Origin of the sequence: Pseudooceanicola sp. (assembly GCF_029213205.1) — a bacterium.
GTDB lineage: Bacteria > Pseudomonadota > Alphaproteobacteria > Rhodobacterales > Rhodobacteraceae > Pseudooceanicola.
This window is the reverse complement of the sequence record NZ_JARGNH010000035.1, coordinates 1-18,992: the sequence shown is the minus strand read 5'-3', so window position 1 is coordinate 18,992 and position 18,992 is coordinate 1. Positions and strand designations below refer to the sequence as shown.

Genomic DNA, 18,992 nt, shown 5'->3' with positions numbered 1-18,992 from the left:
ACCTTGGCGAGAAAATTCTACTTATGCAGCCCCCTACTTTCGGGGGGGATTACCCTGTTCGCCCGTGGCGGGGCCGTGGCGGGCGAAACGCTGTTCATCCACGGCGCCAGCGGATCGGTCGGCACCTCGGCGATCCAGCTTGCCAAACGCGCCGGCCTCAAGGTGATCGGCAGCGCCGGCACGCCGGAGGGGCTGGACCTGATCCGGGGCGAGGGTGCGGATCACGCCGTCAACCACCGGCAGCCCGGCTACCTTGACGAAGTGCGCCGTGTCGCGGGCGACGGGCCTGACCTGATCCTCGAAATGCTGGCCGATGCGAACCTTGCCGCCGATATGGACCTTGCCGCGATGCATGGCCGCATTGTCATCATCGGCTGCCGGGGCGAGGTCACGATCAATCCCCGGATCGCCATGGCCAAAGAGCTGGACGTCAGGGGCTTCATGATCTGGAACGTGCCGGAAGACCTGCGCCACGCGATCATGCAAGACATCCTCGCCGCCGCGCACGAGGGTACGATCCGCCCGATCGTGGGCCGCGAAATGCCTCTGACCCAGGCGGCGGCGGCGCAGGTCGCGGTGCTTGAGAACGGCAATTCGGGCAAGATCGTCCTCATCCCTTAGGGGGGCGACCGGGGGCGCTAGAGCCCAGGCATCATCTCCGTCATCCGTGATTTGGCCAGCGCACGCGCATCGCACACGATCCAGGCCACAAGGTCGGCGCAGGTTGGGATGTCATGGATCAGCCCTTGCACTGGCCCGGCCCACTCATTGCATGCCGCCCTGCATGATTGGATGGCGGATGCCGAACATCCGGGTGAAGCGGGTTTCGATCACGCCGTCGTCTGTCATCTGGTCCATTTCCGTCATTCCCCCCGGAAGCTCGCCTTGCGTTTTTCCAGAAAGGCGGTGCGGCCTTCGGCATGGTCGCTGGTCTGATACATTAGGGTCTGCATAAGGGATTCCCGGCGTAGAAGGTCTTCCAACCCGTTGGCCAGTTCGGATTTGATCATGGCAATCGGCAGCGGCGCGCGATCCTGCAGGATGCCCGCGAGTCGCCGTGCCTCGGCAAATGCGCCACCCGAAGGGGTCAGCTTGTCCACAAGGCCCATGGTCAGCGCCGCGTCAGCCTTGATCGTTTCGCCATACAGCAGAAGTTGGCGTGCCTGCGCATGGCCGACGCGCAGCGGCAGGGTCCGCAGCATGCCCATATCTGGCGCAAGACCTACATTGCCGAAGACCGCCGCGAATTTCGCGTCCTCGGCCGCCACGATGGAATCGCACAATAGCGCCAGCGACATACCGGCCCCGACGGCCCAGCCCTCGACCGCCGCGATCACCGGCTTGCGGCACGAGACGATGACGCGCACGCAGTCATGCGCGTCAATCAGGCGGGTCATGCCGGATTCGACCGTATGGTTGCCCATCGAGGTCACGTCGCCGCCCGCGCTGAATGTGCCGCCGACGCCTTGCAGGATCAGCACCCGGCAGGCGGGGTCCATGTCCAGCGCGGCGACCGTGCTGGCCAGAGCCTTGCGCACCTCGGCGGACAGGGCATTCCGTTGTGTAGGGTTGTTGATGGTGACGATTGCGATGGCGCCGTCGAATGCGACGGTCAGAACTTCGGGGCTGGTCGCCATGCGGTTTCCTTTTCCGGCGTGTCGGTGTGCAAGGCCGGCGCGCTGTGTCCGGCCCCTGATGAGGTGATGATCAGGGCGTCCAGCCCGGCGGCACCCTTGCCAGCCTCGAACACCTTGAACGGGTTGATGTCGATGGACGACAGAAGGGCGCGATTTTGATCGGCGAAGATGGAAAGCGTGACCAGCGCATCGGCCAGGGCATCGATATCCGCGCGCGGTTGACCGCGCGCGCCGCACAGGATCGCGGCTCCGGTGGTTTCGTCGATCATGCTCAGGGCGACGGCGCGATTGAACGGTGCCAGCCGGAAAGACACATCCTTGAACACCTCGGTGAAGATACCGCCAAGGCCGAACATCACGACCGGCCCGAACGCCGGATCACAGGTCACGCCAAGGATCGTTTCGGTGCCCCCGGACAGCATCGGGCTGATGGCGACGCCGTCAAGGCTGGCATTGGGCGCAGCAGCGCGGGCGCGATCCAGAAGCGTGTCAAAGGCTTGCGAGGTCGCAGGTCCGTCTCGAACGTCCAGAATGACGCCACCGATTTCAGATTTGTGCGGGATATCGGGGGACACGATCTTCATCACAACCGGAAAGCCGATCTTTGCCGCGTATTCCGCGGCCTCTTCGGCAGAGGTTGCCAGCGATTGCGCGGGGAAGGGCAACCCGATCCCGGCAAGGATATCGCGCGCCTCGACCTCGGAATAGCTGCGATCCGGGGCCAGGTTGGCGCGGGCCTCTGCACGCAGTGTATGGCTCTCAGGTTCGATGGCCGCGCCTTGGTTGGCAAAACTGCGCCCGAAATGGGTCAGGGCCGCCGCCGCGCGGACGGCGCGCGAGGGGTCCTCGAACACGATGAACCCCATCTCTTCCAGATCGGCCCGCACGGCATCGGTGTACAGCAGCGACAGGAACAGCGCCCGGTCCTTGCCATAGACCTGCGCGATCCGCAGCAGATCCGGCTTGAGCGCCTCGATGATCGCCGGGTTGCGGCCCAGATGAGACAGGAAGGTCAGAACGGAGCCATAGCCGCCCTTTTCCGCCAGCAGTTCGAACATCGGATACAGCAGTTCGTGCCGCGAGATGATCTCGGCAGTCACGTCCACCGGGTTGCGCGTGCCGGCAAAAGGCACGATCTCGCGCAGGGCGGTTTGCACGGCAGGCTCCAGCGGGGTGACGTCAAGTCCAAGCTCTGACGCCGCATCGGCCATCATGATGCCGCCACCGCCCGATACCGTGACGATGCCGATGCTGGAATTCGTTGGCAGACCGCCCTGCAGGCAGGCATAGGCAATGTCGAACATCTCATCCAGGGTTTTGGCCCGGTAGGCCCCGTATTGCTTCAGCACGGCGTCAAACACCGCATCCGACCCGCCAAGCGAGGCCGTGTGCGATTGCGCGGCCTGCGCCCCGGCCTCGGAGGTGCCAAGTTTCATCACCACGACAGGCTTGCGATTGGCCCGCGCGACATCCAGCGCCCTTGTCAGCTTGCGGCCGTCGTTGACGCCTTCGATGCAGCACAGGATCACGTCGGTATCGGGGTCCGAGGCCATGTGCAGCAGGAAATCGGACACCTCCAGATCACATTGGTTGCCCGCCGTGACCCATTTGTTGATCCCCAGGTTGCGGGCGTTGGCCAGAACATAGCAATGCGCGCCGATGGCGCCGGACTGGCTGGCCAGGCTGATCCGTCCACGATCCGGGGTCCGGTCGACGATGCCGCTGGAAAAGGTCGCTATCGCGCCATTTCCGGTGTTGATCGCGCCCATGCAGTTTGGGCCAAGCAGACGGACATTCCCCTTGCGGGCGATGCTGACGATGCGGTCCTGCAAGGCGCGGCCTTCGTCACCGACCTCCGAGAAACCGGCGGAAAATATGATGGCGGCCTTCACGCCCTTGTCGGCGCAGGCCTGTATGGCATCGGCGACCTGCGCTGCCGGCACCGCAACAATGGCAAGGTCGACCGACCCTTCCACGGCGGACAGGGAGGCATAGGCCGACAGCCCCTGAACCTCGTCGCGGGTAGGATTGATGGGGTAGACGTGCCCCTTGTATCCCGCCATCCTGAGGTATCGGATCGGACGTCCGCCGATCTTGGTCTCGTTCCCGGATGCGCCGATTATGGCGATGGATTGCGGATCGAAAATTGCCGGCATGATGGCCTGGTCGTTCACGGATAACCCCCGGATTATTGCTTGCCCGGAAATCTAGCCGGTGGTATTATTCGTATAATACTGACAAAATGGACTGTCAACGTGCCAAACCTTTCGCGCCCATCCTGAAAAACGGGGGGTGCTGTCGGTGCGCAGAGTCGTGTGAAATATATAGTTCGAATATATATTGACAAGACCCGGCCTGACCGTCAGGATTTTCCGGTACACCGTTGCGGCATGACCGCAGGGGCGCCTGTCCGGAGGAGATGAACAATGCTGAATTTTAAACGAATGGCGGCGGCTGCCGTATTGCCCGCTATGATACTTGGCGGTTTCGCCACAGCGGCGGGCGCCCAGGACGTTTCGCTGCCCAAGACGCTGACGTGGAGCACCTATGACGTCGGCTCCAGCGGATATGTCGAGGCATCGGCCATCGCGGACGCCATGATCAAGGGATACGGGGTCCGGATCAGGCTGACGCCGTCCAGTTCCGGCATCGGTCGGCTGCTTCCGCTCAAGACCGGCCGGGTCCAGTTCGCATTTCTCGGCAACGAAGCGAACTTCGCCAGTGAGGCGCTCTATGAATTCTCAAACCGCGAATGGGGCCCCCAGGATGTGCGCGTTCTGCTGGGTCGCCCGGCGGAGGCAGGGGTGGTTGCGGCCTCGGACGCCGGCATCAAGACGGTTGCGGATCTCAGGGGCAAGCGCGTCTCTTTTGTCGAGGCCAATCCTTCGGCCAATATCAAGACCGAGGCGGTGCTGGCATTCGGCGGCATGACCTGGGCCGACGTGGACCGGATCGACATGCCGTCCTATGGCTCGGCGCTCAAGGGTCTGTCCGACGGAACCGTGCAGGCCGCTGTCGCCATCCCGACCGCCGCCGCCCTGCGCGAGTTGGAATCCGGACGTGGCGCGACATGGATGGAACTGCCTGCGGACGATACCGAAGGCTGGGCGCGGCTGCATGAAGTCGCCTCGTTCGTCAAGCCGCGCGAGGCTACCATCGGGGCGGGTATTTCCACCGACGCGCCGGCGCAGCTGATGGGCTACCGGTATCCGATGATCACGGTCTATGCCGATGCAGACGAAGAGCTTGTCTACAACATGACCAAGGCCGTGGTGGAATCTTTTCCCGTCTACAAGGGCATGAGCCCGATCATGGCGAGTTGGAGCGCGGCCGAGTCAGGCAAGTCGCCGTCAGATGCGCCATTCCATCCCGGCGCGGTGAAATACCTCAAGGAAATCAACGTCTGGACCGATGAGGACGAGGCCTGGAACCAGAAGCGCCTGGCGCGGTCCGAGGCCATGATGAAGGCCTGGGAAGCTGCCAACGAAAAGGCGCTGGATGAGAACGTTTCCGACGCGGACTGGGCGGGCTTCTGGGAAAGCTACAAGGCGGAAAACCTCAAGTAAGCCACACCTCACTTGACCGACGCCGGAGCTTGCAAAAGCCGGTGTCGGTCTTGTCTGTCCTCCTGTAAATTGGTGTCCCACGATGACCGAACCGACAGAACTGGCGTGGGGATGGCGCCGCGAGGGTACCCGTCTGAGTGGCACCGCATGGTTTGCGGCGACGGGCCTCAGCGCCTTGGGCATTCTGATTGCGGTAAATCAGGTCTTCTTGCTGCGCCCGTTCGGTTTCACCCTGCTCAGCACGGCCTATTATTACACCCTTGCGGGGCTGTTTCTGGCCGTGGCCTTTCTGGCCAATCCGGCAACGAAGGCGCAGACTGACCGGGTGCGGTGGTTCGACTGGATCGCCGCGTTCATGACGCTGGTGTCCTGCCTGTATCTGGCGACGCAGGCCCGCAATATCATCTCGATGGGCTGGGAGCTAGACGCCCCGACCCTGCCGACCATGGCCTCGTTCTGCCTGATCGTCGCGGCACTTGAGGCGGTGCGCAGATGCGGCGGCGGCATCCTGTTCTGCATCTGTCTGGTGTTCGGCGTCTTTCCCCTGTTCGCGGATTCCCTGCCGGGCTTTCTGTGGGGGATGCAGTTTACCCCATTGGAGGCGACACGGGCCTATTCGATGGGTCTGGAAAGCATCATCGGCGTGCCCACCCGCGTCCTTGCCGATCTGGTCATCGGCTTCATCATCTTCGGCGTCGCCCTGAGCGTATCCGGCGGCGGTCGGTTTTTCATGGACATCGCCAATGCGCTGCTTGGCGGAACGCGGGGCGGGCCGGCCAAGGTGGCGATCGTGTCCAGCGGTTTTTTTGGCTCGCTGTCGGGCAGCGTTATTTCGAATGTCATCGGCACCGGCTCGATGACCATCCCGACGATGACCCGCACTGGATACCCGGCCCGGTACGCCGCCGCGATCGAGGCCTGCGCCTCGACGGGCGGGGCGTTAATGCCGCCCGTCATGGGTTCGGTCGCGTTCATCATGGCGTCCTTCCTGAACGTGCCCTATTCGACGATCATGGTGGCCGCGGTCGTTCCCGCCACGCTGTTCTATGCGATCCTGATCCTGCAGGCAGACAGCTTTGCGGCGGTCAACGGCCTGAAAGGCCTGCCCAGATCGCAGCTGCCCAAAATCGGCGCGACGTTCAAGAGCGGTTGGATCTATTGTTTCAGCCTGGTGCTGCTGATCTATCTGCTGCTGGGCCTGTCGCTGGAATCCCGCGCGCCCTTCATCGTCACGGTGGTGCTGCTGATCACGACCATCTACTACAACCGCTCGACCGGCGCGCTGCGGGCGGTCTGTGATCTGGTGCTGGAATCTGGTGTCGGCATTGCCAGCCTTGTTGGCATCGTCGCCGGGATCGGCCTGATCGTAGGATCGCTGTCGATCACCGGCGTCGGCAATGCGTTCAGCCGCGAGCTGGTGCAATATGCCGATGGCAACCTGTTCCTGATCCTCGTGCTGGGCGCGCTAACCAGCTTTGTCCTTGGTATGGGGATGACGGCCTCGGCCTGTTACATCTTCCTGGCCGTGGTGCTGGCGCCGGTGCTGGTGCAAAGCGGGCTGAACCCGATCGCGAGCCATCTGTTCATTCTTTACTGGGGCATGCTGTCCTACATCACGCCGCCGGTCGCACTTGCGGCTGTGGCGGCGGCCTCGATCGCGCGGGTCTCGGCGATGCGGACCGGGGTTTCGGCGATGCGGCTTGGCGCGGTGCTGTTTGTTCTGCCGTTCATGTTCGTCTACAACCCTGCGCTGGTCATGCAGGGCAGGGTCTCGTCGATCCTGCTGTCGTCGCTGACCGCGTTGGCGGCAATCTTCATGATCTCCTGCGCGGCCGAGCGGTACATGTATTTCCATGCCCGGCGGCTCAACTGGATCGAAACCGTTCTGCTGGCGGTCGGGGGGCTGATGCTCATGGCGCCCGAGCACCGGACAGATCTGGTGGGGTTGGCCATCCTTGTGATGGTTTACGGTCGTCCGCTGGTGTTCAGGGCTTCACCTGACAGCGCCGCGAAGGGCTGACGCCAGGTCGGACGGCCACAGGTCGATTTGCCGGCGACGATCACCTGTTCGTGGCGGGCGGCGCGGGGATGCATCAAGCAGAGCAAAATATATTGTTCGAATTATTGACAGCCAAATGCTCTTGTGAAAAGACCATTTCAGGAATGTAGAAGGGGATGGCTGATGACGGACTACACCCGTTACGACGATCTGAAGATTGGCGATGTATTGCCGCCAGAGCCCTACAGGTTCATGGTCAATGCAGATGTCGCGCAGGCCTATCGCGCGATTTCCACTGCCTCGCTGCAGGGGCAGGGCGGTGAAAACGCCGATCAGGTGCCCCCGATGCTGGCCGCAGTCTATATCCGTGGCGCGCAGAATGCCCTGAAGGGCCCGCCCGGTGGCATCCACGCCAAGCAGAGGTTCACCTTCCGCCAGCCTGTCCGGATCGGCGACAACCTCTCGACCACCCTCGAAATCGTCGACAAATACGAAAAGAAGGGCCGCCGCTATCTGGTCTGCGCGACCAGAACCGTCAATCAGGAAGGGGACGAGGTGACGCTTGGACAGATCGTGTCAATCTGGGGGAAAGAGACATGACAATGACCCCGGATCACACGCTGCAACCCGGCGCGACACTGCCGGATCGGGTGCACAAGGTCACGCAGCCGCTGATTGATGCCTACGCGAGGGTCTCAGGCGATCACAATCCACTGCACACGGATCCCGAATTCGCCAGCACCACCCATTTCGGCGGCACAATTGCCCATGGCATGATGACGCTGGCCTTTGCTTCGGCGGCGATGGAGGCCTGGGCTGGTCCGGACTGGGCGCAGTCCGGGGCCATGGACGTGACCTTCCTCTCGCCCGTTCTGCCGGGAAGCGAGGTCGTCGTGTCCATAGAGGTGCCGGACGCAGCCGTGGACGGGCGCCTGGAATGCAGGATCAATTGTACGGTGGCGGGCAAGGCGGTTCTGACCGGCGCTGTCTCTATTGCTGCCAAACGGAACATGGGGACCACATGAAAGATCACGAAGCAGTCATTGTCGGTGTCGCCGACGCCCCGCTGATCAACGGCAAGGTGGCCCAGCCGGGCTCGGCCCTTCAGATCGTCGCACGTTGTGCCAAGGCCGCGCTGGACGAGGCCGGGCTGACGCTGGGCGATGTCGACGGGCTTTTCACCGCCGGCATGTGGGGCATCCCCGGTGTCGGGCAGCTACCCACCGTCACCCTGTCGGAATTCCTTGGCATCCGCCCGGTTGTCCATGACGGCACTAACATCGGCGGTTCGGCCTTCGAGGCGCATCTGGGACATGCCGCGCTGGCCATCGAACAGGGGCTGTGCGATGTCGCGCTGATCGTTTATGGCAGCGCTCAACGCTCTGAGATGAGCCGCAATCTGGCCGGTCGGCCCGCGACCCTCACCATGCAGTTCGAAACGCCCTGGGGCTTGCCGACGCCGGTCGGGGGCTATGCCCTGGCCGCGATGCGGCACATGCACGAATATGGCACCACCCGCGAACATCTGGCCGAAATCGCCGTGGCGGCGCGCGCCTGGGCCGGGCTGAACCCGGCAGCGACCAAGCGCGACCCTATCACCGTGGACGATGTGCTGGCCGCCCCGACGATCAGCAAGCCGCTGGGGCTGCTGGATTGCTGCCTTGTGACGGACGGTGGCGGTGCCATCGTGGTCACCCGCGCCTCGCATGCCAAGGCGCAGGGGCTCAAACCGATCCATGTGCGCGGTCACGGGCAGGCGGCAACCCACTGGACTATCGCCGCGATGCCCGACCTTGCCCGCCTGACCGCGGCCGAGATGGCATCCGAGCGCGCCTTTGCGATGGCTGGCGTCACCCACGACGCCATTGATCTGGTCGAGGTTTATGACAGTTTCACCATCACCACGCTGCTGACCCTTGAAGCGCTCGGCTTTGCCGAACGTGGCGGCGGTGGCGAATTCGTCAGCAATGGGCGGATCGCACCCGGCGGAGCCTTTCCTCTGAACACGAACGGCGGCGGACTGTCCTATGCGCATCCCGGCATGTATGGCATCTTCCTGCTGATCGAGGCCGTCCGCCAGATGCGCGGCGAGGTCGAGCCCGAGCGGCAGATCGCGAATGTCCGCACCGCTCTGGTGCACGGGACCGGTGGCACATTGTCCAGCGGTGCGACCTGCATCCTGTCGTTAGACTGAACCGGAGTTCCAGATGACCAAACCACATCCCGTCGTCGATCCCGGCACCGCCCCCTACTGGGCCGCGCTGAAAGAAAAACGGCTGATACTCAAATCCTGCCGCGCTTGTGGACAGGCCCATTTCTATCCGCGCGAGATCTGCCCGCATTGCTATTCCGACGATCTGGACTGGATCGAGGCCAAAGGCACCGGCGAGATCTACAGCTACACCGTTGCCGTCCGCCCCGCTGGTCAGGCCTTCGAAGCCGACGCGCCCTATACCATCGCCATTGTCACGCTGGACGAGGGGCCGCGTATGATGACGCGGATCGTTGCCGCAGACGCCGATGCGGTCGAGATAGGCAAGAAGGTCACAGTCCGTTTCGTCGAGGAAGACGATTTGGTGCTGCCCTTCTTTGCTCTCGGGGGCGCATGATGTCCGACACTTCAGATGAGCGCGCACAGAACATCCGCATGATCCGCGACAGCGCCGCCGCGATCACCGGCGCGCCGGGCGATCTGCGCCGCATCCGGGAGCTGCGGTTCACGGAAGCGGGGATGGAGTCCGAGATCTGGCAAAGGATGGCTGACCTCGGCTGGGTCGGCCTTCTGGCTGGCGAAGATGCGGGCGGCATCGGTCTGGGGATGGCTGAATTCATCGCGCTGTCCGAGGAACTGGGCCGCGCATTGGTGCCAGAACCGCTGATCGCGGCGGCGGCGATTGCGCCGGACCTGCCCGCGTCGCTGCTGTGCGATGTGGTGGCCGGGGAGCTGGTGATCCTGCCGATCTGGCGCGATATGGTCGGCACGATCCGAACCGTCGAGGACAACGGCAAGATCACCGTGACCGGCAGCGCCGCGCGGGTGCCCTGCGCGCCCGGTGCTCACGGGTTCGCCATCCAGACGGACTCCGGCTGCCATTTCATCAAGGCGCAGGATTGCACGATCACCTCCACAGATACGCTGGACGGGGGCACGTTTTCCAGGGTCACCTTCGATGCGGCCCCGGCAGTCCCGATCGGGGACCTTTCGATGGCATATGAACGCGCGACCCTGGCCAGCGCGGCCTATCTCTTGGGTGCTGCGGAACGCGCATTCGAGATCACGCTGGACTACATCAAGCTGCGGCACCAGTTCGGCCGCGCTATCGGATCCTTTCAGGCGCTTCAGCATCGGGCGGTCGACATGAAACTGCTGCTTGAAGTCACGCGCGCAGTTCTGGCCGATTGTGTCGCGGGTTTCGAAGTGGCTGGCGCAGCGGATGAGCGCAAGCGCATGGCCTCGCGGGCGAAGTCGCGCGCGTCGGATACTGCGATGCGGATTGCGCGAGACAGCACGCAGATGCATGGCGCCATCGGCATCACCGACGCGCATGACATCGGGCTGTACACCCGCAAGATCGCGACGCTGTTCAACCAGTATGGCACAGCCAAGGCGCATCGCCGCCGCTATCTGGACCTGACCCTCGTGGAGGAGCCATGCTGTCCGAACAGGTCGCATGAGGACAAGAACAGTGCCATGAACACGTTCGCCCCCTCCGGCGCCGACCGCGATTACAACGCGATGACCGATGCGTCATTTCGGGCCGAAGTGCGCGACTGGGTGCAGAAGACCTACCCGGAAGACATGCGTTTTCCGCTGCATCGCCTGCACCGCAAGGACACCAAGGTCTGGTATGATTTGCTGGCGGAAAAGGGCTGGCTGGCGCCGAACTGGCCGCGCGAGCATGGCGGCATGGGGCTTGGCCCGTCCAAGCGGGTGATCTTTATAGAAGAGCTTGAGCGTCACGGCTGTTCGCGGGTCAACGATCAGGGTGTGTTGATGATCGGCCCGCTGCTGATCGACTATGGCACGCAGGCGCAGCGCGATTACTTCCTGCCGAAGATTCACACCGGCGAACATATCTGGGCGCAGGGCTACAGCGAACCCGATGCGGGATCGGACCTGGCCAGCCTGCGCACCGAAGCGGTGCGGGACGGAGATGAATGGGTCATCAACGGGCAGAAGATCTGGACCTCGCTCGGCAATGACGCAAACTGGATCTACCTGCTGGCGCGCACCGACAAGGACGCCAAGAAACAGGAGGGGATCAGCTTTTTCCTCGTCCCCGCCGATGCGCCCGGCGTCGATGTCCGCCCGATCCTGACGCTGAACCGCTCGGATGAATTCTGCGAGGTGTTCTTTGACGATGTTCGCATCCCACTGGACGCGCTGGTGGGAGAACTGAACGCCGGCTGGACTATGGCCAAGGCGCTTCTGGGGTTCGAACGCATCTTTGTCGGCTCGCCGGCGCAGTCTTCGCTGGCGTTCAGCCGACTTGAGATTGTGGCGCGCGAAACCGGGCTTTGGGATGATCCGTCGTTCCGGGACCGTTACGCGGTGCTGGCCCTCGATCTGGCCGACCACGTGTCGCTTTATGCCAGTTTTGTCGACAAACTGAAATCGGGTGAAAAGATCGGTCCCGATGTATCGATGCTGAAAATCTTCCAGACGGAACTGTACCAGCGCATCGCGATGGAAGCGATGGAGGTGGTCGGCGACGCGGCGGCCTATGTGGAGCCACTGGAGTCCGAGGTGAATACCTCGGGCCTCTGGCTGCACACCTTGCAGACGACAATCTATGGCGGCACCTCCGAGGTGCAGCGCGGAATCATCGCCAAGAACGTGCTAGGGCTCTGAACGACCGGAGGAAGACGGGCAGATGGCCTCAGGATGACAACCTGTAGCTGGCCCCTTTTGAACGAACACTCCTTCGACCACCCCATTTTGCAGCAAGATCAGCGGCGTGTTGCCTGCTGGCGCCGACCCGCTCTGCGGGCGGTTCTGGATCAACTATCGGGCCGGCGTGCTAGTTCGGTCGGGTCCGCAAGGCGGTTGCGGATCGGTTCGAACAGCTTCGGGATAAGTTTATCAATGGGATGCTTGCACGCGGCTACGAACCTGACCTTGCTGAGCGCTGTTTCTCGCAGATCGAAGGCTTCGGCGAATACGGTTTTCCCGAAAGCCATGCCGCCGCCTTTGCCTTGCTCGCCTATGTCTCGGCCTGGCTCAAATGCCACCACCCTGCGGCTTTCGCGTGTGGGCTGCTCAACTCTCAGCCGATGGGGTTTTACGCACCCGCCCAGATTGTGCGTGATGCGCGCGAGCATGGCATCGAGGTGCGCCCGATCTGTGTGAACAACAGCGCATGGGATAACACATTGGAACGACGCCCTGATGGCGGCTTGGCGCTGCGCCTAGGCTTTCGTCTGATCAAAGGGTTTCGCGAAGAAGACGCCGGTTGGATTGTCGCCGCGCGGGGCAATGGCTATCTGGACCCAGAGAGCCTGTGGCTGCGCGCAGGCTTGGCCTCATCAGCGCTGGAACGGCTGGCCGAAGCCGATGCGTTTTCAAGCATGGGCCTGGGGCGGCGCAATGCGCTGTGGCATGTCAAAGCGATCCGTAGCCAACAGCCTTTGCCGTTGTTCAATGACCCAATTGAGGGCGAAGGCATCGTTGAGCCGAATATTGACCTCCCCGCCATGCAGCTCGGTGAAGAACTGGTGGAAGATTACGTGGCCATGCGCCTGTCTTTGCGTGCCCATCCCATGGAGTTACTGCGCCCCGGCATACCAAACCTCACCACCCATGCCGCGCTTGCCACAGCGCCCCTTGACCGCACCAGCGTTTGCGGCCTCGTGATCACCCGCCAACGTCCCGGCACCGCCGCTGGCGTGGTCTTCCTGACGCTTGAGGATGAAACCGGCATTTCCAACGTGATTGTTTGGCGTAAAGTCTACAAACATTTCCGGCGCGCCGTCATGGGCGGGCGATTGCTGCGGGTCACTGGATATCTGCAACGCGAAGGGATCGTGGTGCACCTGATCGCCCAGCATATAGAGGATATGTCCCACCGTCTAAGCGACCTTGGGCACCCAATGGACGATGCCATCGGGATCACCCAACCCCAAGCCGACGACGCACCCCGCCCACCGCGCCATCCGCCTCGCGCAAGGCACCCGCGCGAACAGGCCAAGAGACTGTTTCCGAGCCGCGATTTCCATTGATGTTCACCCGATTAGTGGGCACTCGCAGCTGCTAAAGCGTTTCGTGCTACAATCACCGATGCAAGAGCATCCGTACAGGACGCTTTACAGGCATTCTTTACTCTGGGTGCGGCCCTGATTGGGGCGCGAGATGATGAAGCCGAGACGGACAGCTGAATAAACTGACTTGCGACGCTTTGAGCGTTTTGCTCTCCCCGTGATTTCACCTCGTGCAGGCTTTCATGGATTTGTCCGAGTTCGATCTCGGTATGGAAACGATAGGGCGCGCCACCCTTCGAAAACTGCACGCTCCGCCACCACGTCCGTCAAGATGTTGCCGGGGTCCCACATGGCCGCTTCCTTTATGCGGACCCGCGCATCCGATCTGCCGGGTCTGGACTCCGGAGACTTGCTCATCGGGTCCTCGTCATTGACAATACCGGCCAGACGGTACAGTAGGCGGGCAGGCCACCGAATGAGGTATCGCCACCAACTCGACCGAAATGATCAGGATTCGGATCTATGATAAAGCGCTTCGTAATTGCTTTCCTGTTCCTTTCTGTCGCGGTCGGCGGCGTCGTGGGATTCAACAAGTTCCGCGATCAGGCGATCAAGGATTTCTTCGCCAACCGACCCATACCTGCGCTGCCAGTGGACACGGTCATTGCCAAGGCGGGTCCGTGGACGCCGACTCTCGAGGCGATCGGTACGGTCTATGCGCGACGCGGCATCGATCTTGCGGTCGAAACGGGCGGTGTCGTCCGCGAGGTCGGATTCGCGGCGAATGATCGCGTCGAGCAAGGCCAGGTGCTGGTTCGGATCGCCGACGAGATCGAGCAAGCGGACCTCGCCGCGGCCCGAGCCTCGTTGCAACTGGCCGAGCAGACATTGGCACGGGCCGCGTCTCTCAGGGACCGCGGCATTGCGGCTGCCGCCAGAATCGAGGAGGCCGAAGCCGCCGCCAACTCGGCGCGGGCGCAGATGCGTCGCATCGAGGCGGTTCTCGACCAGAAGGTGCTGGAGTCACCATTCGCTGGCGAGATCGGTATCCCCAAGATCGAGGAAGGCCAATTCGTCACCGTTGGGAGCACCGTGGCGACCCTGCAGGACACCGATAGGCTGCGAGTCGATTTCTCGCTGCCCGAGCAGAAACTGGCTCAGATCGACATCGGCCAGTCGATCACACTGGTCGGCGAGTCGGGAGCGACCGCCTCGGGTTCCATCACCGGTATCGAACCTCGGATCGATCCGGCCACGCGCCTCGTGGAAGTGCGGGCCGAACTCGATAACGAGGATCAGGCCCTCAGCCCCGGTCAGTTCGTTCGGGTCAGGGTCACGTTGCCGGACAAGGAGAACGTGGTGGCGCTACCCCAGACGGCGGTCGTGACAAGCCTCTACGGCGATTACGTCTATGCCGTCGTTCCGGCCGAGAACAATACGGAAGAAGAGCCGCGGCTGGTGGCGAATCAAGTCTTCGTACGGACCGGCTCGCGCCAGAAAGACCTCGTCGAGATCGTTGACGGGGTCGCCGCTGGCGATCGAATCATCGTCGCGGGTCAGAACCGGCTGTCGAACGGCGTGCCGGTCATGCTGGTTGGCGGGGCCGCGCCTGAGCTGCCTCCCGAAGCCGGGTCGGAAACGCAGACGCAAGTCCTGCCACCGGAACCGGAGCGGGACGAGGATGCCGATGGGAACCCCTCAATGGATACGGGCGCGGCGCAGGCGGCGGGGGTCTCCGAATGAGCCTTCCCGAGCTCTTCACTCGCCGCCCCGTCCTGTCGACCGTATTGGGCTGCCTGATCATGCTGCTGGGCTTCCAGGGCCTCTTCAACTTGCAGGTACGTCAGTATCCCGAGGTTGAAGAGACGGTCATCACAGTCAATACGATCTATCCCGGGGCCAGCGCCGACTTGATCCAGGGCTTCATCACCGCGCCGATCGCGGCTGCCGTTTCGACCACCGAAAACGTGGATTACATTACTTCGCAGAGTCGCCCGTCCAGCAGCACTGTTACTGTCCAGATGCAGCTCGGAACCAACGCGAATATCGCGCTGACAGAGGTGATGTCCAAGGTGCAGCAGGTTCGCGGCAAGCTGCCAACTGCGGCCGAAGACCCGGTAATCGTTAAAGGGACCGGACGACAGTTCGCCATCATGTATCTCGCTTTCCAGAACGAGAGCATGAGTCCCGAGCAGCTGACTGAGTATCTCGAGCGGGTGATCCGGCCGCGCATGTCGACGATCGAGGGCGTAGCCGAGGTTCAGATCCTCGGTGCCGCGAACTATGCGATGCGAGTCTGGGTCGATCCAGTGCGGCTCGCCAGCCGCGGTGCAACGGCAACCGAAGTGCTGAACGCGATTAACGCGTCCAACTTCCTCTCGGCACCCGGTCGGACCAAGAACGAACTGGTCTCGTACTCGATCACGCTCGATTCGACGCTCCAAACACCAGAGGCTTTCGGGGCGCTGCCTATTCGCGCCGAGGGCGATGACGTGGTGCGCCTGAGAGACGTGGCACAGATCGAGTTGGCGGCCGAGAGCACCGATACTGTCGTCCGCTTCAACGGCCAGCCAGGCACGTTCATCGGCATCTTCCCAACGCCGTCGGCCAATCCGCTCGACACGGCGGGCGCGGTTCGCGCCGAGTTGCCGGCAATCGGGGCAAGCTTGCCGAAGGGCATGACCGTTTCGATGGTGTACGACTCGACCGAGACCATCAGCGCCTCGATCGAGGAGGTCTTCAAGACCATCTCCGAGGCGGTGGTCATCGTGGTGCTTGTGATCCTGCTGTTCCTCGGCTCGTTCCGTTCGGTGCTGATGCCGATCGTGACGATCCCGCTGTCGCTGGTCGGCGTCTGCTTCTTCCTCTACGCGATGGGATACTCGATCAACCTCCTGTCGTTGCTGGCGATGGTGCTGGCAATCGGCCTGGTGGTCGACGACGCGATCATCGTGGTCGAGAACATCCATCGCCACGTCGAGGAGGGGATGACTCCGATGGCGGCGGCGATCAAGGGCATGAAGGAGATATGGCTGGCGATCGTCGCGATGTCGCTGACGCTGGTCGCCGTGTTCATCCCGATCGGCTTCACCGGCGGCCTTACCGGCTCCTTGTTCCGTGAGTTCGCCTTCACACTGGCCGGGGCAGTGCTGATCTCCGGTATCGTCGCGCTGACGATCACACCGATGATGTCGGCACGACTGCTGACGTCTGGCGGACACAGCCGCTTCCAGAGGTTGGTCGACCGGACTTCGGACCGGTTGTCGAACTGGTATGAGCGCCGGGTTCGCAGCTCGCTCGATTACCGCCCGGTGACGATGCTGATGGTGCTCGTCCTCTTGGGGCTGACCGGCTTCATGTTCCTCAACACCTCCAGCGAGCTTGCCCCCGAGGAGGATTCCGGCGGTCTCTTTTCGCTGGTCACGGCCCCGCGCTACGCCACCAGCGAATACACCAGCCGTTACGCCGCCGAGATCGGCGAGCGCACCCGCGACATCGAGGAAGTGCGCGCGCAGTTCTCGATCGTCGGCCTGGGCGGGGCCACGAATACCGCGTTCTCGATCTGGGCGCTGGAGGACTGGGCCGAGCGCGAGCGCAGCCAGAACGAGATCAAAGCCGACATCCAGGGTCGCATCTCGGGCGTGGACGGGGTCCAGGCGCTGGTCTTCGCGCCGCCGTCGCTGCCCGGCGCGGGTGGCGGCCTGCCGATCTCGATGGTGATCCAGTCCACCGGCAATCCGAGCCAGGTTTACGAGCTCGCCGCCGAAATCCAGCGTGAGGCACAGCAAACGGGCCGGTTCATCGTCGTGCAGAACTCGCTCGCCTTCGACGCGCCGCAGGTCACCGTGACCATCGACCGCGATCGGGCCGCTGCTCTGAACGTTCCGGTCCGCGACGTAGGTAATACGATCGGCCTGCTCGTCGGTGGCGGCGCAATCAACCAGTTCGATCGCGAGTCGCAGAGCTATGACGTCATCACCCAGGTGCCGCAGAACTTCCGCGAGAACCCCGAGCGGCTGGGCGACTACTTCCTGCGGTCGACCACGGGCGAGATGATCCCGCTGTCATCGGTGATCGAGGTCTCGACCAACGCCTCGCCCGCAGCGATCGAGCAATTCAACCAATTGAATTCGGCCACGATCTCGGCGCTCCCGCTACCCGGCGTAACCACGGGCGAGGGGCTCGGGACGATCGTCGAGATCGCCGAGAGCATGTTGCCCGACGGCTTCTTCATCGAGTATTCCGGCCAGTCGCGGCTGGAGGTCTCGCAGGGCAACACGATTCTGGTCGCCTTTGGCGCGGCGGTCCTGGTGATCTATCTGCTGCTGGCCGCGCAGTTCGAGAGTTTCCGGGACCCGCTTATCATCATGATGTCGGTGCCGCTGGCGATCTTCGGTGCGATCCTGCCGCTGAATCTCGGCCTTGGGACGCTGAACATCTACACCCAGGTGGGTCTGATCACGCTGATCGGCATCATCACCAAGCACGGCATCCTTCTGGTCGAGTTCGCCAACCAGCGGCGCGACGACGGGCTGTCGATCCGCGATGCGATCGTGCAATCGGCCAAGGTGCGGCTGCGGCCGATCCTGATGACCACGGCGGCCCTTGCGCTGGCCGTCGTGCCGCTGATGCTGGCCGAAGGCGCCGGTGCGGCTGCGCGCCAGGCAATGGGCCTGGTGATCTTCACTGGCCTGATGGTCGGCACGCTCTTCACGCTGTTCGTGGTCCCGATGTTCTATACGATCATTGCCAGCGGGTCGCGCGGCAATCGGCGGGCCGAAGCGGGGGCCGCAAGCCGCGAGACCGCCCCGCCTGCGCCCGCTGAGTAGCCTCCCGCTGGCTGCTTTCGTGAGGTAGGTCAAGTTCGTTCAGGGAAAGAAAATTGTGCTTTGATCGGCCCGGCTCCGGTCCTAGCGTAACCAAAAGTAAGCGGCGGTCTGCAAGGGAGAGGCGTGTTGCGCGAAGACAAGGTCAAGGATGTTGTGCGCGGCGCGCGTTCGGTTTTTTTCGAGCACGGATTGGCGGGCGCGCGTGTCGATCAGATCGCGGATGCGGCATGCGTCTCGAAAGCAACGATGTACGCTCATTTCCCCACCAAGACAGACCTTTTCGTCGAAGTGGTCTCCAGGGAATGCGACATGCTTGCCGAGGAGCTTGAAAAACTGCTGCTGACCCAAGGGCCGATGGAAGAAACCTTGCAGTCGTTCAGTAGCGCTCTGATCGGTCTTGTTTTCTCGAATGATTATATCCGACTTTATCGGATCTGCGTTTCCGAAGCGGGCCGCTTTCCTCAGATCGGAGAACGCTTCTTCAAAGCCGGACCCGAACGGCTACGGCACATCCTTGCGCGGTATCTGGAGGATCAGCACCAAATAGGAAAGATGCTGATCCCGGATGCTGGCCTCGCTGCGGATCAGTTCATCCAACTTTCCTTCACCAGGATATTGACCCACCGATTGTTCGGCGTTCAAAAACAGTTGGATAAATCCGTGATATCCAGAAGGGCAGGAGACGCAACAAGGGCGTTTATTGCAATCTGGAGAGTACCGCAAAGTGTGGGGCAGTTGAATTTTGGGATTGATGCTGGCAAGG

General features: G+C 62.7%; 13 protein-coding genes and 1 pseudogene. 12 read left to right on the top strand and 2 right to left on the bottom strand.

All coding sequences use genetic code 11. The annotated features are described in order from the left end of the window. On the top strand, window positions 1–621 hold a 621-nt coding region (locus P1U48_RS16725; RefSeq protein WP_301070295.1), incomplete at its 5' end, for a zinc-binding dehydrogenase. Between the two features lie 242 nt (window positions 622–863). Here P1U48_RS16725 and P1U48_RS16720 read toward each other — a convergent pair. Continuing rightward, window positions 864–1,637: an enoyl-CoA hydratase-related protein gene (locus P1U48_RS16720; RefSeq protein ID WP_301070294.1), complete on the bottom strand. Its 774-nt coding sequence runs from the start codon at window positions 1,635–1,637 to the stop codon at window positions 864–866. Continuing rightward, window positions 1,613–3,811, bottom strand: a complete 2,199-nt coding sequence (locus P1U48_RS16715) for an acetate--CoA ligase family protein (RefSeq protein WP_301070293.1) — start codon at window positions 3,809–3,811, stop codon at window positions 1,613–1,615. Before P1U48_RS16715 ends, P1U48_RS16720 begins: the two co-directional genes overlap by 25 nt. A gap of 252 nt (window positions 3,812–4,063) precedes the next feature. Here P1U48_RS16715 and P1U48_RS16710 point away from each other — a divergent pair, with 252 nt between their 5' ends. From P1U48_RS16710 to P1U48_RS16660, 11 genes and pseudogenes are all read left to right on the top strand, one after another. After that, window positions 4,064–5,203, top strand: a complete 1,140-nt coding sequence (locus tag P1U48_RS16710) for a TAXI family TRAP transporter solute-binding subunit (protein ID WP_301070292.1) — start codon at window positions 4,064–4,066, stop codon at window positions 5,201–5,203. A gap of 82 nt (window positions 5,204–5,285) precedes the next feature. Beyond that, window positions 5,286–7,223, top strand: coding sequence for a TRAP transporter fused permease subunit (locus P1U48_RS16705; RefSeq protein ID WP_301070291.1), 1,938 nt, complete (start codon window positions 5,286–5,288; stop codon window positions 7,221–7,223). 162 nt (window positions 7,224–7,385) lie between these two features. Next, window positions 7,386–7,802, top strand: a complete 417-nt coding sequence (locus P1U48_RS16700; protein ID WP_301070290.1) for a MaoC family dehydratase — start codon at window positions 7,386–7,388, stop codon at window positions 7,800–7,802. Window positions 7,803–7,804: 2 nt separating this feature from the next. Continuing rightward, on the top strand, window positions 7,805–8,227 hold the full coding sequence (locus tag P1U48_RS16695) for a MaoC family dehydratase (RefSeq protein WP_301070289.1): 423 nt from the start codon (window positions 7,805–7,807) through the stop codon (window positions 8,225–8,227). Beyond that, window positions 8,224–9,396 (top strand): acetyl-CoA acetyltransferase, encoded by a 1,173-nt coding sequence (locus tag P1U48_RS16690; protein WP_301070288.1) that lies wholly within the window; start codon window positions 8,224–8,226, stop codon window positions 9,394–9,396. The genes P1U48_RS16695 and P1U48_RS16690 overlap by 4 nt, the downstream gene beginning before the upstream one ends. A 13-nt stretch (window positions 9,397–9,409) precedes the next feature. Continuing rightward, window positions 9,410–9,811: a Zn-ribbon domain-containing OB-fold protein gene (locus P1U48_RS16685; RefSeq protein WP_301070287.1), complete on the top strand. Its 402-nt coding sequence runs from the start codon at window positions 9,410–9,412 to the stop codon at window positions 9,809–9,811. After that, complete coding sequence (locus P1U48_RS16680; protein WP_301070286.1) at window positions 9,811–12,054, top strand: acyl-CoA dehydrogenase; 2,244 nt, start codon at window positions 9,811–9,813, stop codon at window positions 12,052–12,054. The genes P1U48_RS16685 and P1U48_RS16680 overlap by 1 nt, the downstream gene beginning before the upstream one ends. A 182-nt stretch (window positions 12,055–12,236) precedes the next feature. Continuing rightward, window positions 12,237–13,421 (top strand): annotated as a pseudogene (locus P1U48_RS16675) (OB-fold nucleic acid binding domain-containing protein); the annotation flags it as partial. A 501-nt stretch (window positions 13,422–13,922) separates the two neighbouring features. Further along, window positions 13,923–15,143, top strand: coding sequence for an efflux RND transporter periplasmic adaptor subunit (locus P1U48_RS16670; protein WP_301070285.1), 1,221 nt, complete (start codon window positions 13,923–13,925; stop codon window positions 15,141–15,143). Beyond that, window positions 15,140–18,229 carry an efflux RND transporter permease subunit gene (locus P1U48_RS16665; protein ID WP_301070284.1) on the top strand — a complete coding sequence of 1,030 codons (3,090 nt, stop codon included), beginning with the start codon at window positions 15,140–15,142 and terminating at the stop codon, window positions 18,227–18,229. Before P1U48_RS16670 ends, P1U48_RS16665 begins: the two co-directional genes overlap by 4 nt. A 126-nt stretch (window positions 18,230–18,355) precedes the next feature. Continuing rightward, the coding region (locus P1U48_RS16660) for a TetR/AcrR family transcriptional regulator (RefSeq protein ID WP_301070283.1) at window positions 18,356–18,992 on the top strand (637 nt) is incomplete at its 3' end.